The sequence below is a fragment of the Mesorhizobium sp. L48C026A00 genome (assembly GCF_000502375.1).
GTDB classification, from domain to species: domain Bacteria; phylum Pseudomonadota; class Alphaproteobacteria; order Rhizobiales; family Rhizobiaceae; genus Mesorhizobium; species Mesorhizobium muleiense.
The window spans coordinates 259,078-278,155 of record NZ_AYWU01000004.1 but is presented as its reverse complement, the minus strand read 5'-3'; the positions used below and the strand labels follow the sequence as shown (position 1 = coordinate 278,155).

Sequence of the window (19,078 nt, the reverse complement as noted above, 5' to 3'; positions counted from 1 at the left end):
ACAGCTTCTCGAGCAACGTGCGCTTTGCCGACCTGGTGGTTATGGCGGAGCGGCTGCACCCGATCCCATTCCGAACTCGGCCGTGAAACGCTCCAGCGCTGATGGTACTTCGTCTCAAGACGCGGGAGAGTAGGTCGCTGCCAGGTCTGCAAAACGCACGTTGCAAAAAATCCAGTCTTCTCCTTACAAAACAGGCCCGCCAATCGGGAACTCGGGCCGCGCAAGCGGCCCTTTCAGTTGGCGAAAGCTTGATTCCAGTGAGCCAAGGCTTACTTCTGACGTTGACGCGGGGTGGAGCAGCGCCCCGTCCGCCCGCAAAGGCCGAAGGCCTCGAGGACGGACAAAACAAAAAGTCCGGGCTGCCCGGCCGGCATTCGCCGTCTGGTTGACGCGGGGTGGAGCAGCCCGGTAGCTCGTCAGGCTCATAACCTGAAGGTCACAGGTTCAAATCCTGTCCCCGCAACCAAATAAAAAACGGCCCGCATCACGCGGGCCGTTTTGCGTTTGCAGCCTGCTGGCCGCCTTCTCCGGCATGGAAGTGATCATGCGGTCGAGTTCAGGCCGCGTCCCTATTCCCTACCGCAGGCTTTCCAACTCGCGGATGCGTTTGGCGCCGTCGGCCTCGAGCTGCCGGGTGACGGCGCCGATCAGCGTTTCGGCCACGACGAAAAGGGCCGCCGAAGAATCCCAGGCCGAGGGCACGGCGGTGCGCCCGGCGATGACATGGCGGGCAAAGCGGGCGATTGGCGACAGCCACTGGTCGGTGAACAGCACGATCTGCACGCCGCGCTGGTGTGCCGTCTCGGCGAAGCGGACCAGGCTGTCCTGGTAGCGCCTGATGTCGAAGATCACCAGCACGTCGCGCTTGCCCATGTCGATCAGCCGATCGCGCCAGACGCTTTCCTGTCCGGCGAGGTGAAAGACGTTGGGCTGGATGATGGCGAGGTGGGCGGCCATGTAGCGCGCCAGCGGATCGGTGAAGCGGCCGCCGATCAGGAAGGTTTTGCCGCGTCGGTCGGCAAGCTTTGCGACGATGTCGGCAAGCTGTTTGTCGGACAGGTGCCTGAACGTTTCGCGCATGTTGTCGAGCGTCGCCTCCAGCATCGGCGACACCGCGCCGCCGTTCGGCGATGGCGGGTTGAGCGTGCGCGACGCCGGCGACTGCAGTTGCGCCGCCAGTTCGTCCTGCAGCGCCGACTGGAATTCCGGGTAGTTCTGGAAGCCGAGGCGGGCGACGAAACGCAGGATCGTCGGCGAGGAGACGCCAGCGGCAGCTGAGAATTCGGCGACCGTCTTCAGGCCGATCAGCGGATAGCTGGCGATCAGCGTCTGCGCTGCGCGGCGCTCGCCCGCCGGCATCGTGCCGATGCGGTCCGAGATCAGTTCGGCAATGCTCGAAATCATCTTTTCCCCATGCCCGGCCGTTTTGCCGAAATCGCATTTGACCCGAAATCGCGTTTGACAAAGCCGGACAAACTGTATGAAATCATCCACAGGGACGCAATGAGGCAAAATACGTAACATACGATACAGCGCTCCCCGGGGACGACAGGATAATGGAGACAGCACGGCCCGCCAGCCTTGCATCGCCTGAAACCGTAGGGGTGACGAACCCCGGCGGATCGAGCCCTTTCGTGCTGACCTGCGACCACGCCTCCAATTTCCTGCCGCCGGAATTCGGAACGCTCGGCCTTGCTGCCGAAGAGCTTTCCCGCCACATCGCCTGGGATCCCGGCGCGCTGCCGGTGGCCCGCCGCATGGCCGCGGCGCTTGACGCGACGCTGGTCGAGACCCGCATTTCGCGGCTTGTCATCGACTGCAACCGCCCGCTCGACGCACCCGATCTGGTGCCGCCGGTCAGCGAGACCACAACCATTCCGGGCAATGCCGGCCTGTCGCAAAAGCAGCGCGCCGCGCGCATCGCCCTGTCCTGGCAACCTTTTCACGATGCGGTCGCTGACATCATCGATACAAGGCTGGCGCGCGGGCTCGAGACGCGGCTGGTTTCAATCCATTCCTTCAACCCGGTCTACAACGGCAAGAGCCGGCCCTGGCACATTGGCGTCATCCATGACGAGGATCGTCGGCTGGCAGCGCCGCNGGTCTACAACGGCAAGAGCCGGCCCTGGCACATTGGCGTCATCCATGACGAGGATCGTCGGCTGGCAGCGCCGCTCGTCGCCGCGCTGCAGCGGCTCGCCGGCGTCACAGTCGGCATCAACCAACCCTATTCGCCGGCCGACCGTGTCTATTTCACGCTGGAACGGCACGCGCGCCCGCGGGACCTACCCTGCGCGATGATCGAAATCCGCAATGACGAAATATCCGACGAAGCCGGGCAGCGAAAATGGGCGGATCTGCTCACGGGGATTTTTTCCGATCTCGAGCCGTCATCCGGATCCCAGGGATCTGGCCGGCGCGGGCTCGGCCATCCGGTGGAACCGGTCAACTGACAAGAAGAAGGGGACTTTCAAATGGCAGGCGGTAATACGAAGCAAGTTGGCAGCGTCGCATACGCGAAGCGCGACAAATCTTATTTCGAGGACCGGCAACTGGTGCGTCACGCCAATGTCTGGCATCTATGGGCGCTCGGCGTCGGCGCCGTCATATCCGGGCATTTTTCGGGCTGGAATTTCGGATTCGGGACAGGCGGCTGGGGCGGCATGCTGGTGGCCGGCATCATCATCGCCATCATGTATGTCGGCCTCGTCTTCTCGATCGCCGAGATGAGCCCGGCTTTGCCGCACACCGGCGCTGCCTACTCCTTCGCCCGGACGGCGATGGGGCCGTGGGGCGGCTTCATCACCGGGCTTTGCGAAAACGTCGAGTATGTGGTGACGCCCGCCGTCATCGCCTTCTTCATCGGCTCCTATATGGGAGGCATCTGGTCGGTCGCCTTTCCCGACTCCAGCGTCTGGCCGCCGCTCTGGTGGCTGGTGACCTATGGGCTGTTCCTGGCGTTGAATATTTTCGGCGTCGCGCTGTCCTTCCGCGTCACGCTGATCGTCACGCTGCTGTCGCTGGCCGTGCTGATTGTCTTCTGGATCAGCGCTATCCCGAGCATGGACTTTTCGCGCTGGGCGTTGAACATCGGCGTCGGTCCGGACGGAGCGGCGATGGAGCTTCCCGAAGGCAATGGCTCGATGTTCCCGTTCGGTTTCTCGGGCGTGCTGGCAACGTTGCCTTTTGCGGTTTGGCTGTTCCTGGCGATCGAGCAGCTTCCGCTGGCGGCGGAAGAATCGGTCGATCCCAAGCGCGACATGCCGCGCGGTATTATCGCCGGCATGCTGACGCTGATGGTCTCGGCCTTCATGATCGTGCTGCTCAACCCGTCGGTCGTCGGCGTTGGTTCGTTCAAGCTCGCGACTTCCGGCGAGCCTCTGCTTGACGGGTTCCGGGCGATTTATGGCGACTCGGGCGCAGTGCTGCTTGGCGTCATCGCGCTGATTGGATTGATCGCAAGCTTCCACACCATCATCTTCGCCATGGGCCGCCAGGTCTATTCGCTGAGCCGCGCCGGCTATTTCCCGTCGGCGCTGTCGGTCACCCACAAATCGTACAAGACGCCGTATGTGGCGATGTTTGCGGGCGCCATCGTCGGCTTCGGCATCATGCTGATCATGTGGTTCGCGCTGGGCGGCGCTACGGCCGGTTCGCTCATCGGCTCGGTGTTGCTGAACATGGCGGTGTTCGGCGCGATGTTCTCCTACATCCTGCAGGCGGTGTCCTTCATCCTGCTGCGCCAGAACCAGCCGAACATGGAACGTCCCTATCGCAGCCCGCTCGGCGTCCCGGGCGCCGTGCTGACGATCATCATCGGCGTGGTCACCCTGCTCTACCAGATTCAGGACCCGAACTTCACCAAGGGCGTGGTCTGGGTGGCGCTGTGGTTCGCCATCGCGATCGTCTATTTCGGGCTGGTCGGCCGTCACAAGCTGATCCTGTCGCCGGAAGAAGAGTTCGCGCTGGAGCACGCGCAGAAAGCCTAACCTGCCTCGGACCTCAAGAAACACCCGGCCGCTTCCTGCGGCCGGGTCCAGAGTTGAACTCTCGAAGCGCCACAAAGGCGGCGGAGCTTGCAAGAATGGCCGGAAATTTCTCGTTCGATCAGTTGAAAAAGGCGGTCTCCAGCGGTGAGGTCGATACGGTGCTGGCGTGCATTGTCGACATGCAGGGGCGGCTGGCGGGAAAGCGGTTCCTGGCGCAGTATTTCGTCGATTCCGCGCATGACGAGACGCATGGCTGCAACTATCTCCTGGCCGCCGACATCGATATGGAACCGGTGCCCGGCTACAAGGCGGCGAGCTGGTCGAAGGGTTACGGCGACTTCGTCATGAAGCCCGACCTGTCGACGCTGCGGCGCATTCCATGGCTGGAAAAGACGGCGCTGGTGATCTGCGACGTGCTCGACCACCACACCCATGACGACCTGCCGCATTCGCCGCGCGCCATCCTGAAGAAGCAGGTCAAGCGGCTGAGCGAACGCGGCTATCTCGGCTATTTCGCCTCCGAGCTCGAATTCTATCTGTTCAGCGAAACCTACGATTCCGCCCGCAAGAAGCACTGGCAGGGCCTCGACACAGCCTCGCCCTATATCGGCGACTACCAGATCGGCATCACGACCAAGGAAGAAGGCGTCATGCGCCGGCTGCGCAACGAGATGCAGGCGGCCGGCATTCCCATCGAGAACTCCAAGGGCGAGTGGGGTCCGGGCCAGGAAGAAATCAATGTCCGCTATGCCGAGGCGCTCGAGATGGCCGACCGCCACGTCATCCTGAAGAACGGCGCCAAGGAAATCGCCGAGTCCGAAGGCAAGGCGATCTCGTTCATGGCCAAGTACAATTACGGGCTGGCCGGCAATTCCAGCCACATCCACAATTCGCTATGGAGCGCCGACGGCGAGACGCCGCTTTTTTACGACAGAAAGGCCGAATGGACACTGTCGACGCTCGGCCAGCAATGGGCGGCGGGCCAGCTCAAATATGCCAGGGAATTCACCTGGTTCCTGGCGCCCTACGTCAACTCCTACAAGCGCTTCCAGGCCGGCACCTTCGCGCCGACCAAGATCATGTGGAGCGAGGACAACCGCACCGCCGGTTTCCGCCTGTGCGGCGAGGGCACCAAGGGCATCCGCATGGAATGCCGCATCGGCGGCGCCGATCTCAACCCCTATCTCGCCTTCGCCGCGCTGATCGCGGCCGGCCTGGCCGGCATCGACGAAAAGCTTGAACTGCAAAAACCCTTCGTCGGCGATGCCTATCAAGCGTCGCAGCTGCCGGAAATTCCGAAGACCTTGCGTGACGCCACCGAGACGCTGGCAAAATCGGAGATGCTGAAGCAGGCGCTCGGCGACGGCGTGCTCGAGCATTATGTCCATACGGCGCACTGGGAGCAGTTCGAATACGACCGCCGCATTACCGATTGGGAACTGCACAGGGGGTTTGAGCGGTACTAAACTACGCCAGCGTCGCCGTTCAGCTTTGCTGCCGGACGGGCGGGCGGCTCAAAACTGAGATTGTCGTAAATTGCGAGGACCCAAGGAATGACCGAAACGGTCAAGATAAAATCTCCCGTCGATGGTTCGATCTATGCCGAGCGGCCTGTGGCCACGGACCAGGCGATCAATGCGGCGGTCGAGCGGGCCAAGGCGGCGCAGGAGAAATGGGCTGAGACGCCGATCGTCGAGCGCGGCAAGTACATGCTTGCCATGCTGGAAGCGCTGGTCGCCATGACCGACGAGATCGTGCCGGAGATCGCCTGGCAGATGGGCCGCCCGGTGCGCTATGGCGGCGAGTTCGGCGGCGTCAGGGAACGCACCAGCTACATGGTCGAGATCGCCGAAGCGGCACTCAAGCCGGTGATGGCCTCCAATCCGAAGGACGGGTTTCGCCGCTATGTGAAGAAGGTGCCGCTCGGCGTGGTCCTGGTGATCGCGCCGTGGAACTATCCCTATCTCACCGCCGTCAACACCATCGTGCCGGCGCTGATGGCCGGCAGCGTCGTCATCCTCAAGCATGCGGCGCAGACGCTGCTGGTCGGCGAACGTTTTCAACAGGCGTTCGACAAGGCAGGCCTGCCCAAGGGTCTGTTCCAGAACCTCGTCATGAACCATGCGCAGACCGAAAAACTGCTCGGCTCGGGCAAGATCGACCATGTCAATTTCACCGGCTCGGTTGCCGGCGGCCGCGCCATCGAAAAGGCCGCAGCGGGCACCTTCATGACGCTCGGCCTTGAACTCGGCGGCAAGGATCCGGCCTATGTCCTGGCCGATGCCAAGATGGACCATGCCGTCGCCAACCTGGTCGACGGCGCCTTCTACAATTCCGGCCAGTGCTGCTGCGGCATCGAGCGCGTCTATGTCCACGAGAAGGTCTATGACGAATTCGTCGAAGGGTTCATCGCCGAAACCAGGAACTACGTCGTCGGCAACCCGCTCGACCAGGCGACGACAATGGGGCCGATGGCACAGGCGCGCTTTGCCGACCTGATCCGCGAGCAGAAGGCCGAGGCGCTGCGCAAGGGTGCCAGGGCGCATATCAACATGAGGGTGGCCAATGACGAGCAAGGCTCGCCCTATCTGGCGCCGGAAGTGCTGACCGGGGTCGATCACCAGATGAGCGTCATGCGTGAGGAGAGCTTTGGGCCGATCGTCGGCATCATGAAGGTGCGCAACGACGAAGAGGCGATCGCGCTGATGAACGACAGCCCCTACGGGCTGACGGCCTCGATCTGGACGCGCGACACCGAGCATGCGGCGGCGATCGGTGATCGCGTCGAGACCGGCACCGTGTTCATGAACCGCTGCGACTATCTCGATCCGGCGCTGGTCTGGACCGGCGTCAAGGACACCGGCAAGGGTGCGGCGCTGTCGGCCATCGGCTACGACAATCTGACGAGGCCGAAGTCATATCATCTGCGTGAAGCCATCTGATTTTTTTGAAAGACAGAAATGACAAAATTGATTTCCAAATGGAACTATCCGACAACCGTGCGCTTCGGCGCGGGGCGTATCAAGGAATTGCCTGATGTGCTTGAAGCCACCGGCATCAAGCGGCCGCTCTTCGTCACCGATCCGGGGCTGGCCAAACTTCCGGTCGTCGCTTCGACGTTGAAGATCCTCGACGATGCCAAGGTACCCTATGGCGTATTTTCCGAGGTCAAGCCGAACCCGGTGGACTCCAACCTGACCGCCGGCATTGCGGTGTTCAAGAAGGGCAAGCATGACGGCGTCATCGCCTTCGGCGGCGGCTCGGCGCTCGACCTCGGCAAGCTGATCGCCTTCCAGGCCGGCCAGACGCGGCCGGTCTGGGATTTCGAGGATATCGGGGACTGGTGGACGCGCGCCAACTCCGACGCGATCGCACCGATCATCGCCGTGCCGACCACGGCCGGCACCGGCTCGGAGGTCGGCCGCGCCGGCGTCATCACCAATGAAGCGACCCACACCAAGAAGGTGATCTTCCATCCGAAACTTTTGCCGGCCATCGTCATCGCCGATCCGGAACTGTCGGTCGGCATGCCCGGCTTCATCACCGCCGGCACCGGCATGGATGCGCTCACCCATTGCCTCGAAGCCTATTGCGCGCCGGGCTATCATCCGATGGCCGACGGCATCGCCGTCGAAGGCGTGCGGCTCGTCTTCGAGAACCTGCCGAAGGCCTTCGCCAACGGCAAGGATCTCGTCGCCCGCGCCCACATGATGAGTGCGGCCGCGATGGGCGCTGCCGCCTTCCAGAAGGGGCTGGGCGCCATCCACTCGCTGTCGCATCCGATCGGCGCGCTTTACGACACCCATCACGGCATGACCAACGCCGTGTTCATGCCTTATGTGCTGACCTTCAACCGCGACGCCATCGAGGCGCGCATCGCCCGGCTCGCGGCTTATTGCGGCATCAAGGGCGGCTTCGACGGTTTCGCCAAGACCGTCATCAAGCTGCGCAAGGAATTGGAGGTGCCGCACGCGCTGCCGGGCCTGATCAAGGGGCTCGACATGGACAAGAAGCGCAAGGGCCTGATCGCCGACATGGCAGTGGTCGATCCGACCGCCGGCGGCAACCCTGTCAAGCTGACCAGGAAGGCGGCGCTGACGCTGCTCGAAAATGCCATTGCCGGCACCGCCTGACACAGTATTCGCGCCGGAAACTGATCCGGGAAATTGAGGGCAAAGAAAGGGGGAAAGATGAAAGGTAAGACGGAAACTCGTTAGCCGGAAAAATAGTTGCGAGGCGATTGCTACAGCCGGTTAAAAAGAGTTTACTTTTTCGTACTGCAGGGCATCGCTTTCACAAACCATTCATCGGGCTGTCACACGAAAACGATACCGCATCGCAGGCGTCCAACGGCGTCAGTTCAACGGAGAGAACACATGTTCAAATTCACGGGAAAAGTACTTTCCCTTACGGCCGTCGCCCTGATGGCGACCTCTGCCATCTCGTCGGCGCAGTCAATGGATGAACTGGTCGCCGCCGCCAAGGCGGAAGGCCAACTCACCACCATCGCGCTGCCGCATGACTGGTGCGGCTATGGCGCGGTGATCGCCGGCTTCAAGGCGAAATATCCGGAAATCACCGTCAACGAGCTCAACCCCGATGCCGGCTCCGGAGACGAGATCGAGGCGATCAAGGCCAACAAGGACAATAAGGGCCCGCAGGCGCCCGACGTCATCGACGTCGGCCTGTCCTTCGGCCCGACCGCCAAGGCCGACGGCCTGATCCAACCCTACAAGGTGTCGACCTGGGACACGATCCCCGACAGCGCCAAGGATCCCGAAGGCTACTGGACCGGCGACTATTACGGCGTGCTGGCGATGATGGTGAACAAGGATCTGGTCAAGGAAGTGCCGACTGATTGGGCCGATCTTCTTAAGCCGGAATACGCCAACGCCGTCGCGCTCGCCGGTGATCCACGCGCCTCGAATCAGGCAATCCAGGCGGTCTACGCCGCTGGTCTTTCAAGCGGCGCCGCGGCCGGTGAAGCCGCAGGTACTGCCGGCCTCGAGTTCTTCAAGAAGCTCAATGCCGCCGGCAATTTCGTGCCGGTCATCGGCAAGCCGGCGACGCTTGCACAGGGTCAGACACCGATCCTGATCAACTGGGACTACAACGCGCTTGCCGGCCGCGACACGCTGAAAGGCAATCCGCCGGTCGACGTCGTTGTGCCGAAGACCGGTGTCGTCGCGGGCGTCTACGTGCAGGCGATCAGCGCCTACGCGCCGCATCCGAACGCTGCCAAGCTCTGGCTGGAATATCTCTATTCCGACGAAGGCCAGATCGGCTGGCTGAAGGGCTATTGCCACCCGATCCGCTTCAACGATCTCGCCAAGAACGGCAAAATCCCGGAGGACGTGATGGCCAAGCTGCCGCCGGCCGCATCCTATGAGGCCGCGGTGTTCCCGTCGCTCGATGAGCAGGGCAAGGCCAAGGAAGTCATCACCAAGAACTGGGACGCCGTCGTCGGCGCCAACGTTCAGTAAGGTTGAAAACCGCCGGGCGGCTTCACCGCCGCCCGGTATTCTCGCTAGAGCGACGTGCGTCGGACGCACAAAGTACGCTCCAGAACTCAAGTTTCCGCATCGTGCTTTCCGAAAATCGAGTTCGATTTTCGGGCCGATGCGATAAGACGGTAGCCGGCGCATGACCGATCTCTCGCTTTCCGATCACGCGATTGCCGGGAAGACGGCGCCGCCCAGCGAGGCGCGCGCGTTTCGGCTGCCGACGCAATGGCTGGGCGTGGCGCCGTTCTTCATCTTCGCCATCATGTTCCTGGTCCTGCCCACACTCTATCTGGTGCTTGGCGCCTTCCAGAACGCTGCCGGCACGTTCACCTTCGACAACATTGTCGGTATCTTCGACCCACCCAATCTGTCGAACTACATACAGTGCCAATATAATTCCTGGATCTCCTGGGTCGACGGAAACTGCAGGCTGCCCACTATCCTTGCCGCCTACTGGATCTCGATCAAGATCAGCCTCGCTTCGTCGCTCATCGGGGCATTTGCCGGTCTGGCCATTGCCATTGCCCTCGTGCGCGGCGGCCTGCCGAACTGGATACGTTCGGCGACGCTGACCTTTTCCGGCGTGGCTTCGAATTTCGCCGGCGTGCCGCTGGCCTTTGCGTTCCTCGCTACGCTCGGCCGGCTCGGCCTCGCGACGGTGATCCTGAACACCGTGTTCGGCCTCAACATTTACGCCCACGGCTTCAACATCCTGTCGTTCTGGGGCCTGACGCTGACCTATGTCTATTTCCAGATCCCGCTGATGGTGGTCATCATCACGCCGGCGATCGACGGACTGAAGAAGGAATGGGGCGAGGCGGCCGCGACGCTTGGCGCCACCACGGCGCAATACTGGCGCATGGTCGTCATCCCAGTGATATGGCCGAGTTTTCTCGGCACCGTCATCCTGCTGTTTGCCAACGCCTTCGGCGCTATCGCCACCGCCTATGCGCTGACCGGCTCGTCGCTCAACATAATTCCCATCGTGCTTTACGCACAGATCCGCGGCGACGTGCTGCACAACCCGCATCTCGGCTATGCCATTGCCTTCGGCATGATCGTCATCACCGGCCTCGCCAACGTCTTCTACATCTGGTTCCGGACGCGCAGCGAAAGGTGGCTCAAATGAAGAGCGGACGTTTCTGGGCCTGGCTCGTCTTCGCGCTGGGTGCGGCCTATTTCTTCATTCCGCTGATCGCGACCGTGGAATTCTCGATGCGCATGCGGCGCGGGGTCTATTCCTTCGACGCCTACGAGGTCGTGCTAGGCGACCCCCGCTTCCAGGCGACCTTCGGCTATTCGGTGCTTGCCGCCATCTTCACCATCATCCTCGGCGTGCTCATTGTTGTGCCCACCGCCTACTGGATCCGGCTACGGCTGCCGCAACTGAGACCGGTCGTCGAGTTCATCACTCTGCTGCCGCTGGTCATCCCCGCCATCGTCATCGTCTTCGGCTACATCAGAATGTACGGATCGAACTCGCCGCTGCCGTTCCTGGCGAGCGACACGGGCACCAACGCCTTGCTGGTCATCGGCTATGCGACGCTGGCGCTGCCCTATATGTACCGCGCCGTCGACACCGGGCTTCGCACTATCGACGTGCGCACGCTGACGGAAGCGGCGCAGATCCTCGGCGCCGGCTGGGGCACGATCATCGCCCGTGTCATTCTGCCCAATGTGCTGATCGCGGTATTGTCGGGCGCCTTCCTTACCTTCGCTATCGTCCTCGGCGAATTCACCATGGCCAGTCTGCTCAATCGGCCGGCCTTCGGTCCCTACCTGCAGAACATCGGCGCCAATCGCGCCTATGAGCCGGCGGCACTTGCCATCATCGCCTTCGCCATTACCTGGGCGTGCATGTCGCTGATCCAGATCCTGTCGCGTTTTGCGCCGCGATCGGCGAACCGGCCAAACTGACCGAAAAGTACTGACCGAAAGAAAAAAAGCCATGGCCGAGCCATTCCTCTCCATCCAGCATGTGCGAAAATCCTTCGGCGCCACCACCGTCGTCCAGGATTTCAACCTCGACGTCGAGCCGGGCGAATTCGTCTCCTTCCTCGGGCCATCGGGCTGCGGCAAGACGACGGTGCTGCGTATGGTCGCCGGCTTCGAGGAGCCGAGCGCCGGCAAGATCGTCGTCGCCGGCAAGGATATCACCCGGCTCAAACCCAACCAGCGCAATGTCGGCATGGTGTTCCAGGCCTATGCGCTGTTTCCCAACCTGACCGTGGCGCAAAACATCGGCTTCGGGCTGAAGGTCGCCGGCATCCCCAAGGCCGATGCCGACAGGCGCGTTGCCGAGATGCTCGACCTCATCAAGCTGCCGCAGATGGGCGACCGCTATCCCTATCAGCTCTCCGGCGGCCAGCAGCAGCGCATCGCGCTGGCGCGGGCGATTGCGCCAAAGCCGAAGCTGCTGCTGCTCGACGAGCCGTTGTCGGCGCTCGACGCCAAGGTGCGCGTGTCGCTGCGCGAGGAAATCCGCTCGATCCAGAAGAGGCTCGGCATCACCACCATCTTCGTCACCCACGACCAGGAAGAGGCGCTGTCGATCTCCGACCGCATCGCCGTCATGTATGGCGGCAAGGCCGAGCAGGTCGGCACGCCGTTCGAGATCTACAACCGGCCGGCGACCAAGTTCGTCGCCAATTTCGTCGGCACGCTGAACGTGCTCGAAGGCACCGTCACCGATGCAGCCTCGGGCAAGGTGCGCGTCAATTCGCAAGAGGTCTCGCTGCGGGGAAAGCTAAACGGCTCCAAGTCCGGCGACACGCTGTCGTTGGCCCTGCGGCCCGAGGCGATTTCGCTCGGCCGCCATCCCGGCCGCGACTCCAGTCTTTCGGGCGAGATCACCGAAGTGCATTTCCTCGGCTCGGTCATCCGGGTTCGCGTCGGCATCGGCGGCAGCACGGTGTCGCTCGACACGTTCAACAGCCCGGCCTCGCCGCCGCCCGCTGTCGGCGAGAAGGCCGAGATTTCGTTTTCGTCGGGCGACATGCTTGTGCTGCATTAGGGGCGGAGTGAATGGTGAATAGTGAATAGCAAGAAGGCGCTTTACGCGCCGAGATTTCTCTGCAAGCGACCATTCACCATTCACCATTCACCATTCACCAGCCAAAGCCGTCGCCGTTTTTTTGCCTGCCAATCGCCCGGCTTCGCCGCTACGATGAGGCATGGCGCTTTTCGAGCTGACCCTTATTCTCCTGCTGATCGCCGTCGCGCTGACGGCGTTGTCGCGGCGTCTGCAGATTCCTTATCCCTCGTTGCTGGCGTTGGCAGGCGCGGGCATCGCCTTTCTGCCGTTTGCGCCGACCATCGAGATCGATCCCGAGCTGGCGCTCGCCCTGTTCATCGCGCCGGTGCTTCTCGACGCGGCGTACGACACGTCGCTGCGCGATCTTAATCGCTACAGGCTGCCGCTCATCCTGCTGGCGCTTGGCGCCGTCGTTTTCACCACTGCGACCGTCGCGCTCGTCGGATGGACAATGGCAGGCCTGCCGATCGCTGCGGCTATTGCCCTTGGCGCGATCGTGGCGCCGCCCGATGCCGTGGCGGCGTCGGCCGTGCTTGGACAGTTCAAGGTGCCGCACCGCGTCACCGCGATCCTGCAAGGCGAAAGCCTGCTCAACGACGCCACCGCACTGCTGATCTACCGCATGGCGGTTTCGGCAGCTGCCGGCTCTATCCTGCTGAGCAGCGCGGTTCCGATGATCTTGCTGTCGACGGTCGGCAGCCTTGCCTCTGGTTACGTGCTCGGCCGGCTGTCTCTCGTCACCCTCAGCCGCATCAGAGATCCGGCAAGTGGCACGGTGGTGCAATTTGCCGGAACATTCGGCGTCTGGATCCTGGCCGACAGGATCGGGCTCTCCGCCATCATTACGATCGTCGTCTATGCCATGACCATCGCGCGCACCGCGCCGCGCCGCATGCCGGCCAGAAATCGCGTCAGCTCCTACTCGGTCTGGGAGACGGCGGTGTTCGTGCTCAACGTGCTTGCCTTCGTCCTGATGGGACTTCAGGCGCGATCGATCGTCGGTCGGCTTGCCGAGCAGGGGCAGGTCGAAGCGTTTGTCTTTGCCGCAGCCGTGCTGGCTGTCGTCATCGTCTCGCGTCTCGTCTGGGTGCTGGGATGCGGCGCGATCATGAGGTGGCTCGCCAGCTTCGGTGACGCGGAACGGCAGGCCGAGGCGCCGTCATTTCGCGGCGGCGTGCTGATCGGCTGGTGCGGCATGCGCGGGTTGGTCACGCTTGCGGCAGCATTTGCCTTGCCAGCTGACTTTCCCGGCCGCGACCCAATCGTGCTCGCCGCTTTCTCGGTCGTCCTCGGCACCCTGGTGCTGCAAGGCATCAGCCTGAAGCCGCTGCTGCGCCTGCTTCGTCTCGACCCGGACGAAATTGTCGACCGCGAAGTCGCGCAGGCGCGCGTCGCCATCATGCAGGCCGCGCTGGACGTGTTGAGCGGCAAGACATCGAATGCCGCGGCCGTGGTCCGCGAGCAATTTGCCGCGCAGCGCACGATCGCTGAAAACCCGGAGGACGCCCAGGCTGCCACCGAGTACGACAGGTTGCGCCTCTATGCCATCAAGAGCCAGCGTGACGCGCTGGAGCAATTGCGCATCGACGGAACGATCGGCGACGAAGCATATCATCGCCTGGAGGAGGAAATCGACTGGTCGGAACTGGCCGCCTCTCCGCCGGGACGTTTCCAGCCGTTGACGACCTAGCTGCGCTATCTGGCCCAAGCGCTCTGCATCCGGCTGCACATTGCAGCCGATCAGCCCAACGGCTACTGCTTTCAGGGAATTGAGCCGGATAAGCAATGAAGCTGGTCAGCTACAACATCCAGTACGGGTTCGGCGGCGACGGTCGCTACGATCTCTCGCGCTGCGCCAAGATCGTCGCCGGCGCCGACATCATCGCCTTGCAGGAGGTGGAACGGCACTGGCTGCGCAGCAACGAGGACGACCAGCCGGAACTTCTTTCGCGACTGCTGCCCGAACATTATTGGGTTTATGGGCCGGCCTTCGACATGGACGCCAGCGAGCGGCGTGACGGCCGCATCGTCAACCGGCGGCGGCAATTCGGCACCATGCTCCTGTCCAGGCTGCCGATCGTCTGGTCGCGCCTGCACACGCTGCCGCTGCGCCGCACCGTGCGTCCGCTCAACACCCGCAACGCAGCGCTGGAATGCATGATCCACACCCCTGCCGGTCCGGTGCGGGTGCTATCGCTGCATCTGGCGCATATCGCCGCCGAAGAGCGGCTGGAGCAGATCGACTATCTGCTCGCCGAGCATCGCCGCGCGCCGTCCGACGGCGGCCCGTGGAGCGGCGCCGACGATGAGCCCGTCCGCAACTGGAGCAATAGCGAGCCGGAGCCGGAAAACCCGCTGGCGGCGATCTGGATGGGCGATTTCAACATGGAGCCGGGCAGCGCCGAGTACCGGCGCATCGTCGGCAGCACGCCGTACCATCGCAATGCTGCCTATCTCAACGGTTTTGTCGATGCCGCCGCCGTCGCCAGCGAACCGACGGCGGATTTCCATACCCATGTGAAGACCATCAACGGCAGGCTGGCAAAGCGACGGCTCGACCACTGCTTCGTCGGCGGGATGTTGGCGGGACGGGTGCGCTCGGCCAGTGCCGATATCGGCGAAATCGCCTCCGACCATTTTCCGCTGCGGGTCGACATCGACCTGGAAACGCCGTTCGCGACGGGGGCCGAAGGCGCATGAGCCGCCGATGACCTTGTTCGTCTTCTTCGCGGTGCTTGCCGCCGCCGCCATGCACGCGATCTGGAACGCGCTGGTCAAGGTTCATCTCGACCGCTTTTTGTCGATCACGCTGATGACGCTCGGCATGGGCGCCGTGGCGCTTCTGGCGCTGCCTTTCGTCGAGGTGCCGAAAGCGGAAGTGTGGCCGTACATCATCGCCTCGGTGATCTTCCACATGGGTTACAGGACGTTCCTGATAGGCGCCTACAAGGCCGGCGATTTCGCCCAGACCTATCCGCTGGCGCGCGGCACGGCACCGCTGCTGGCTGCACTTGGCGGCATTGTGGTCGTCGCTGAAGTTCCGGCGCCGCTCGCCATTCTCGGCATTGTTCTCTTGTCGGCCGGGACGCTGGTGCTGTCGTTTCGCGGCGGCGCACATCTGGAGAGGCTGAACCTGCGTGCCGTCGGCTTTGCGCTTGGCACCTCGATCTTCATCGCCGGCTATACGCTGTCCGACGGCAGCGGCGCGCGGCTGGCCGCGACGGCGTCGAGCTATGCCGCATGGCTGTTCGTCTGCGATGCGCTGTGGGCGCTGGTGCTGTGCCTGATATTCCTCGGACCGAAGGCTTTGCCGGTGCTGGCGCGAGACTGGAAGGCGGGCGTGTACACCGGCGTGCTCAGCGGCGCTGCCTACTGGATCGTGATGTGGGCGATGACCAAGGCGCCGATCGCCTCGGTCGCGGCGCTGCGCGAAACCTCGATCCTGTTCGCCATGATGATCTCGGTGTTTGCGCTCGGCGAGAAGATGACCGCCTGGCGGGGTGCCGCCGTGCTCAGCATTGTTGCCGGCGTCGTCGCGCTGAGGCTCGGATAGGCTAAAGCGCGTCGCGTTCGACCGACCTCACGCGACGCGCTTTAGATTGTTGTTTTATGCATGTCGTTAACGCAAAACCGCTGCACACTTTTGCGCGACATGCATTAAGCGCCTATCTCGAGGTCGAACACCATCAGCCCGTCGGTTCCGCCTTCAAGCGCCGCGACCAGCCGAGCGCCGGCTCGGCTGTGGGCCTCATGCACCAGATAGGCGTCGCGTGCGGCGGCATCGCTGAAGTCGATGGTGAAGCCGTGCGTGAAGCCGGCGCGAACGGCTCTGGGCTGGTGTTGGCGCTGAATTCGACCTTGGCCATGCCGTCGATCACCGACCGCAGCGCCTCAAGATCGGCATGGATTGCCGCGCGCTCGTCGTCGGTGACGTCATTGCGGAATCGAGCGAAAACACAGTGCCTGATCATTCTTGGAATCTCATGCCGCTTGGTTGGTGGAAAACACGGCCGGCGGCAGCGGGTCGCGGCCAAGGATCAGATCGGCGCCCTTTTCGCCGACCATGATGGTTGGCGCATTGGTGTTGGAGGAGGGGATGCGCGGCATCACCGAAGCGTCGCAGACGCGCAAGCCCTCGATACCACGCAGCCTGAGATCCGGCGTCACCACGCTCATCGCATCATGGCCCATGCGGCAGGTGCCGACAGGGTGGTGGTCGGTCTTGGAACTGCGGCAGGCATAGTCGAACAGCTCGTCGTCGCTGGTGAGTGCCGGTCCCGGCAGCACCTCGCGCAGCACGTAGGGGGCCAGCGCTTTCTGCCGCATGATCTCGCGCGCCAGCCTGAGCCCCTTGATCGACATGTCGCGATCGTAGGGATCGGACCAGTAATTTGGGTCGATCAGCGGGTGGTCGGCCGGGTCGGCGCTGTTCAGCCGCACCGTGCCGCGCGATCGAGGGCGCAGGAAGGCCGAGTTCAGCGTCACGCCCGGATTTTTCAGTTTTTCGACACCGGCCTCGATGCCGGAGCCGAGGCCGAGATGCAGCTGGATATCGGGCGAGGCGGCGGTCGGGTCGGCGTACCAGAAGCCGCCGGTCTCGAACAGGCTGGAGGCAACCGGGCCTTTTTTCAACAGCAGGTATTGCAGGCCGGCCCACACCGTCCGGTGCAGCTTGGCGTAGTTGTCGTAGGTGTGGTCGCCGGTGCATTCGGCAATGACGAACAGGTCGAGATGATCCTGCAGGTTGGAACCGACGCCGGGCAGATCGTGCACCGGCGTCACGCCCACCGAATTCAGATGGTCGGCCGGGCCGATGCCCGACTGCATCAGCAGCTTCGGCGAGCCGATGGCGCCGGACGAGACGATTACTTCGCGCTCGGCGCGCAGGATTTTCTTCTCGCCGCCCGGCCTGTCGACGATCTCGACGCCAGTGGCGCGGCCCTTGTCGATGACGATGCGCGTCACCAGCACATCCGTCCTAACGGTCATGTTTTTTCGCGCGCGGATCGGCCTGAGATAGGCGACCGAGGCAGAGGAGCGTCTCGCGTCCTTCTGCGTCAATTGGTAATAACCGACGCCTTCCTGGGCTACCCCGTTGAAGTCCGGATTGAAGGGAATGCCCAACTCCTGCCCAGCGCGGAAATAAGCCTCGCAGATCGGCAGCGGCGCAATCGGGTTCGACACGCCGAGCGGACCCTGGTCGCCGTGAAAATCGTCGGCGTAGCGCTGGTTGTTCTCGGCCCGCTTGAAATAGGGCAGCACGTCGCGATAGCCCCAGCCGGCAAGGCCCTCTTCCTTCTCCCAGGCGTCGTAGTCGCGGGCATTGCCGCGTGTGTAGATCTGGGCGTTGATGGAGGAGCCGCCGCCGATCACCTTGGCCTGCGTGTACCGGAAGACGCGGTCCTTCATGTGCTTTTGCGACACGGTCGACCAGCCCCAGGCGGCGATGCCCTTGGTCATCTTGGCGAAACCGGCCGGCATGTGGATCAGCGGGTGCCAGTCCTTGCCGCCCGCTTCGAGCAGCAGCACTGAATTCGATGGCTCTTCGCTCAGCCGGTTGGCCAGCACGCAGCCGGCCGGGCCGGCGCCGACGATGATGTAGTCGGTCATGGCGTCACCTGTTCACAGCCTCGGCACCGACAGCGCGCCGTCGACATTGATGATCGAGCCGGTCGAAAAACCGAGCTTGCCGCCGGCGAGTGCCGCGACCGCGGCACCGACATCGGCGGCTTCGCCCCAGCGCTTGGCCGGCACCAGACCGCCGTCGATCAGCGCGTCGTATTTGGCCATTACCCCTGCGGTCATGTCGGTGCGGATGATGCCCGGCCGCAACTCGAACACGCCGATATTTTCGGCGGCGAGGCGTAGCGCCAAGGTTTTCACCCACATCGAAAGCCCGGCCTTGGAGATGCAATAGTCGGCACGTTCCGGCGAGGCCATTTCGGCGCTGACCGAGGTGATGGTGATGATCGTTTTTGGAAAATCACCCGGCGCCGCAAGCATCGCCCTGGCAACGGCCTGGCTGAGGAAGACGGTGCCGCGCAGGTTGATGGCGAGGATCCGGTCGAAGTTTTCCGGTTTCAATTCCAGCAGGTCGCCACGTACCACGGCGCCGATGCCGGCATTGTTGACCAGGCAGTCGATGCGGCCGAAGGCGCTCGTCGCGGCATCGACCAATGCGGCATGGTCGTCGAGGTTGGCAATGTCGCCGCAATGGTAGGCGAATTTCGCGCCGCGGGCGGTGATGTCAGCGGCAACCCCGTCGCCGGCTTTTTCGGCAAGGTCCACGACAAGGACATCGAAGCCGGCATCGGCCAGCGCCTCGGCGCAGGCAAGGCCGATGCCGCGCGCGCCGCCGGTGATGATGGCTGCCGGACGGCTCATGTGAAGATGTTCCTTTGGACGTCAGCGCCGCCCCTCATCGCCCTGCCGGGCACTTCTCCCCGTATAGTGACGGGGAGAAGGACGCCTTCATCGCCTGCTTCGCCAATCGCCAGCGTTGCAAAAAAGGCGCCGAGGTTGCGGCCAGCGGGCTTCTCCCCGTTCACGGG

Annotated in this window: 15 protein-coding genes, 1 tRNA gene, 1 rRNA gene and 1 pseudogene; 14 read left to right on the top strand and 4 right to left on the bottom strand. The window is 63.2% G+C overall.

The annotated features are described in order from the left end of the window. Positions 1-31: 31 nt before the first annotated feature. Positions 32-146, top strand: a 5S ribosomal RNA gene (rrf, locus tag X738_RS52345). A 243-nt stretch (positions 147-389) separates the two neighbouring features. Continuing rightward, positions 390-466, top strand: a tRNA-Met gene (locus X738_RS52340). A gap of 110 nt (positions 467-576) precedes the next feature. Here X738_RS52340 and X738_RS52335 read toward each other — a convergent pair. Next, a complete protein-coding gene (locus tag X738_RS52335; protein WP_023798113.1) occupies positions 577-1,404 on the bottom strand; it encodes a MurR/RpiR family transcriptional regulator in 828 nt (275 codons plus the stop codon). A gap of 152 nt (positions 1,405-1,556) precedes the next feature. Here X738_RS52335 and X738_RS52330 point away from each other — a divergent pair, with 152 nt between their 5' ends. The 12 genes from X738_RS52330 (at position 1,557) to X738_RS52280 (ending at position 16,080) form a co-directional block, all read left to right on the top strand. Then, positions 1,557-2,453: an N-formylglutamate amidohydrolase gene (locus X738_RS52330; protein WP_023798111.1), complete on the top strand. Its 897-nt coding sequence runs from the start codon at positions 1,557-1,559 to the stop codon at positions 2,451-2,453. Between the two features lie 21 nt (positions 2,454-2,474). Further along, positions 2,475-3,989 carry an amino acid permease gene (locus tag X738_RS0140985; protein ID WP_031254545.1) on the top strand — a complete coding sequence of 505 codons (1,515 nt, stop codon included), beginning with the start codon at positions 2,475-2,477 and terminating at the stop codon, positions 3,987-3,989. Positions 3,990-4,084: 95 nt separating this feature from the next. Further along, the gene (locus tag X738_RS52325) at positions 4,085-5,455 is read left to right on the top strand and encodes a glutamine synthetase family protein (protein ID WP_023798110.1); all 1,371 of its coding nucleotides are present in this window, start codon (positions 4,085-4,087) and stop codon (positions 5,453-5,455) included. An 87-nt stretch (positions 5,456-5,542) separates the two neighbouring features. Continuing rightward, positions 5,543-6,931, top strand: a complete 1,389-nt coding sequence (locus X738_RS52320; protein WP_023798109.1) for an aldehyde dehydrogenase family protein — start codon at positions 5,543-5,545, stop codon at positions 6,929-6,931. A gap of 18 nt (positions 6,932-6,949) precedes the next feature. Beyond that, positions 6,950-8,122, top strand: coding sequence for an iron-containing alcohol dehydrogenase (locus tag X738_RS52315; RefSeq protein ID WP_023798108.1), 1,173 nt, complete (start codon positions 6,950-6,952; stop codon positions 8,120-8,122). Positions 8,123-8,365: 243 nt separating this feature from the next. Next, on the top strand, positions 8,366-9,472 hold the full coding sequence (locus X738_RS52310) for an ABC transporter substrate-binding protein (protein WP_023798107.1): 1,107 nt from the start codon (positions 8,366-8,368) through the stop codon (positions 9,470-9,472). Between the two features lie 160 nt (positions 9,473-9,632). Next, the gene (locus tag X738_RS52305; RefSeq protein WP_023798106.1) at positions 9,633-10,622 is read left to right on the top strand and encodes an ABC transporter permease; all 990 of its coding nucleotides are present in this window, start codon (positions 9,633-9,635) and stop codon (positions 10,620-10,622) included. Beyond that, positions 10,619-11,410 (top strand): ABC transporter permease, encoded by a 792-nt coding sequence (locus tag X738_RS52300; RefSeq protein ID WP_023798105.1) that lies wholly within the window; start codon positions 10,619-10,621, stop codon positions 11,408-11,410. Before X738_RS52305 ends, X738_RS52300 begins: the two co-directional genes overlap by 4 nt. Positions 11,411-11,441: 31 nt before the next feature. After that, positions 11,442-12,506 (top strand): ABC transporter ATP-binding protein, encoded by a 1,065-nt coding sequence (locus X738_RS52295; RefSeq protein WP_023798104.1) that lies wholly within the window; start codon positions 11,442-11,444, stop codon positions 12,504-12,506. Between the two features lie 160 nt (positions 12,507-12,666). Further along, positions 12,667-14,217, top strand: coding sequence for a cation:proton antiporter (locus X738_RS52290; RefSeq protein WP_023798103.1), 1,551 nt, complete (start codon positions 12,667-12,669; stop codon positions 14,215-14,217). Between the two features lie 95 nt (positions 14,218-14,312). Next, positions 14,313-15,227 (top strand): endonuclease/exonuclease/phosphatase family protein, encoded by a 915-nt coding sequence (locus X738_RS52285; RefSeq protein ID WP_023798102.1) that lies wholly within the window; start codon positions 14,313-14,315, stop codon positions 15,225-15,227. Positions 15,228-15,234: 7 nt separating this feature from the next. Next, complete coding sequence (locus X738_RS52280; protein WP_023798101.1) at positions 15,235-16,080, top strand: EamA family transporter; 846 nt, start codon at positions 15,235-15,237, stop codon at positions 16,078-16,080. Between the two features lie 104 nt (positions 16,081-16,184). Here X738_RS52280 and X738_RS52275 read toward each other — a convergent pair. The 3 genes and pseudogenes from X738_RS52275 to X738_RS52265 form a co-directional block, all read right to left on the bottom strand. Further along, positions 16,185-16,498, bottom strand: a pseudogene (locus X738_RS52275) (Dabb family protein). Between the two features lie 10 nt (positions 16,499-16,508). Further along, complete coding sequence (locus tag X738_RS52270) at positions 16,509-18,137, bottom strand: GMC family oxidoreductase (RefSeq protein ID WP_023798100.1); 1,629 nt, start codon at positions 18,135-18,137, stop codon at positions 16,509-16,511. 12 nt (positions 18,138-18,149) lie between these two features. Further along, a complete protein-coding gene (locus tag X738_RS52265) occupies positions 18,150-18,911 on the bottom strand; it encodes a 3-ketoacyl-ACP reductase (RefSeq protein WP_023798099.1) in 762 nt (253 codons plus the stop codon). Between the last annotated feature and the right edge of the window lie 167 nt (positions 18,912-19,078).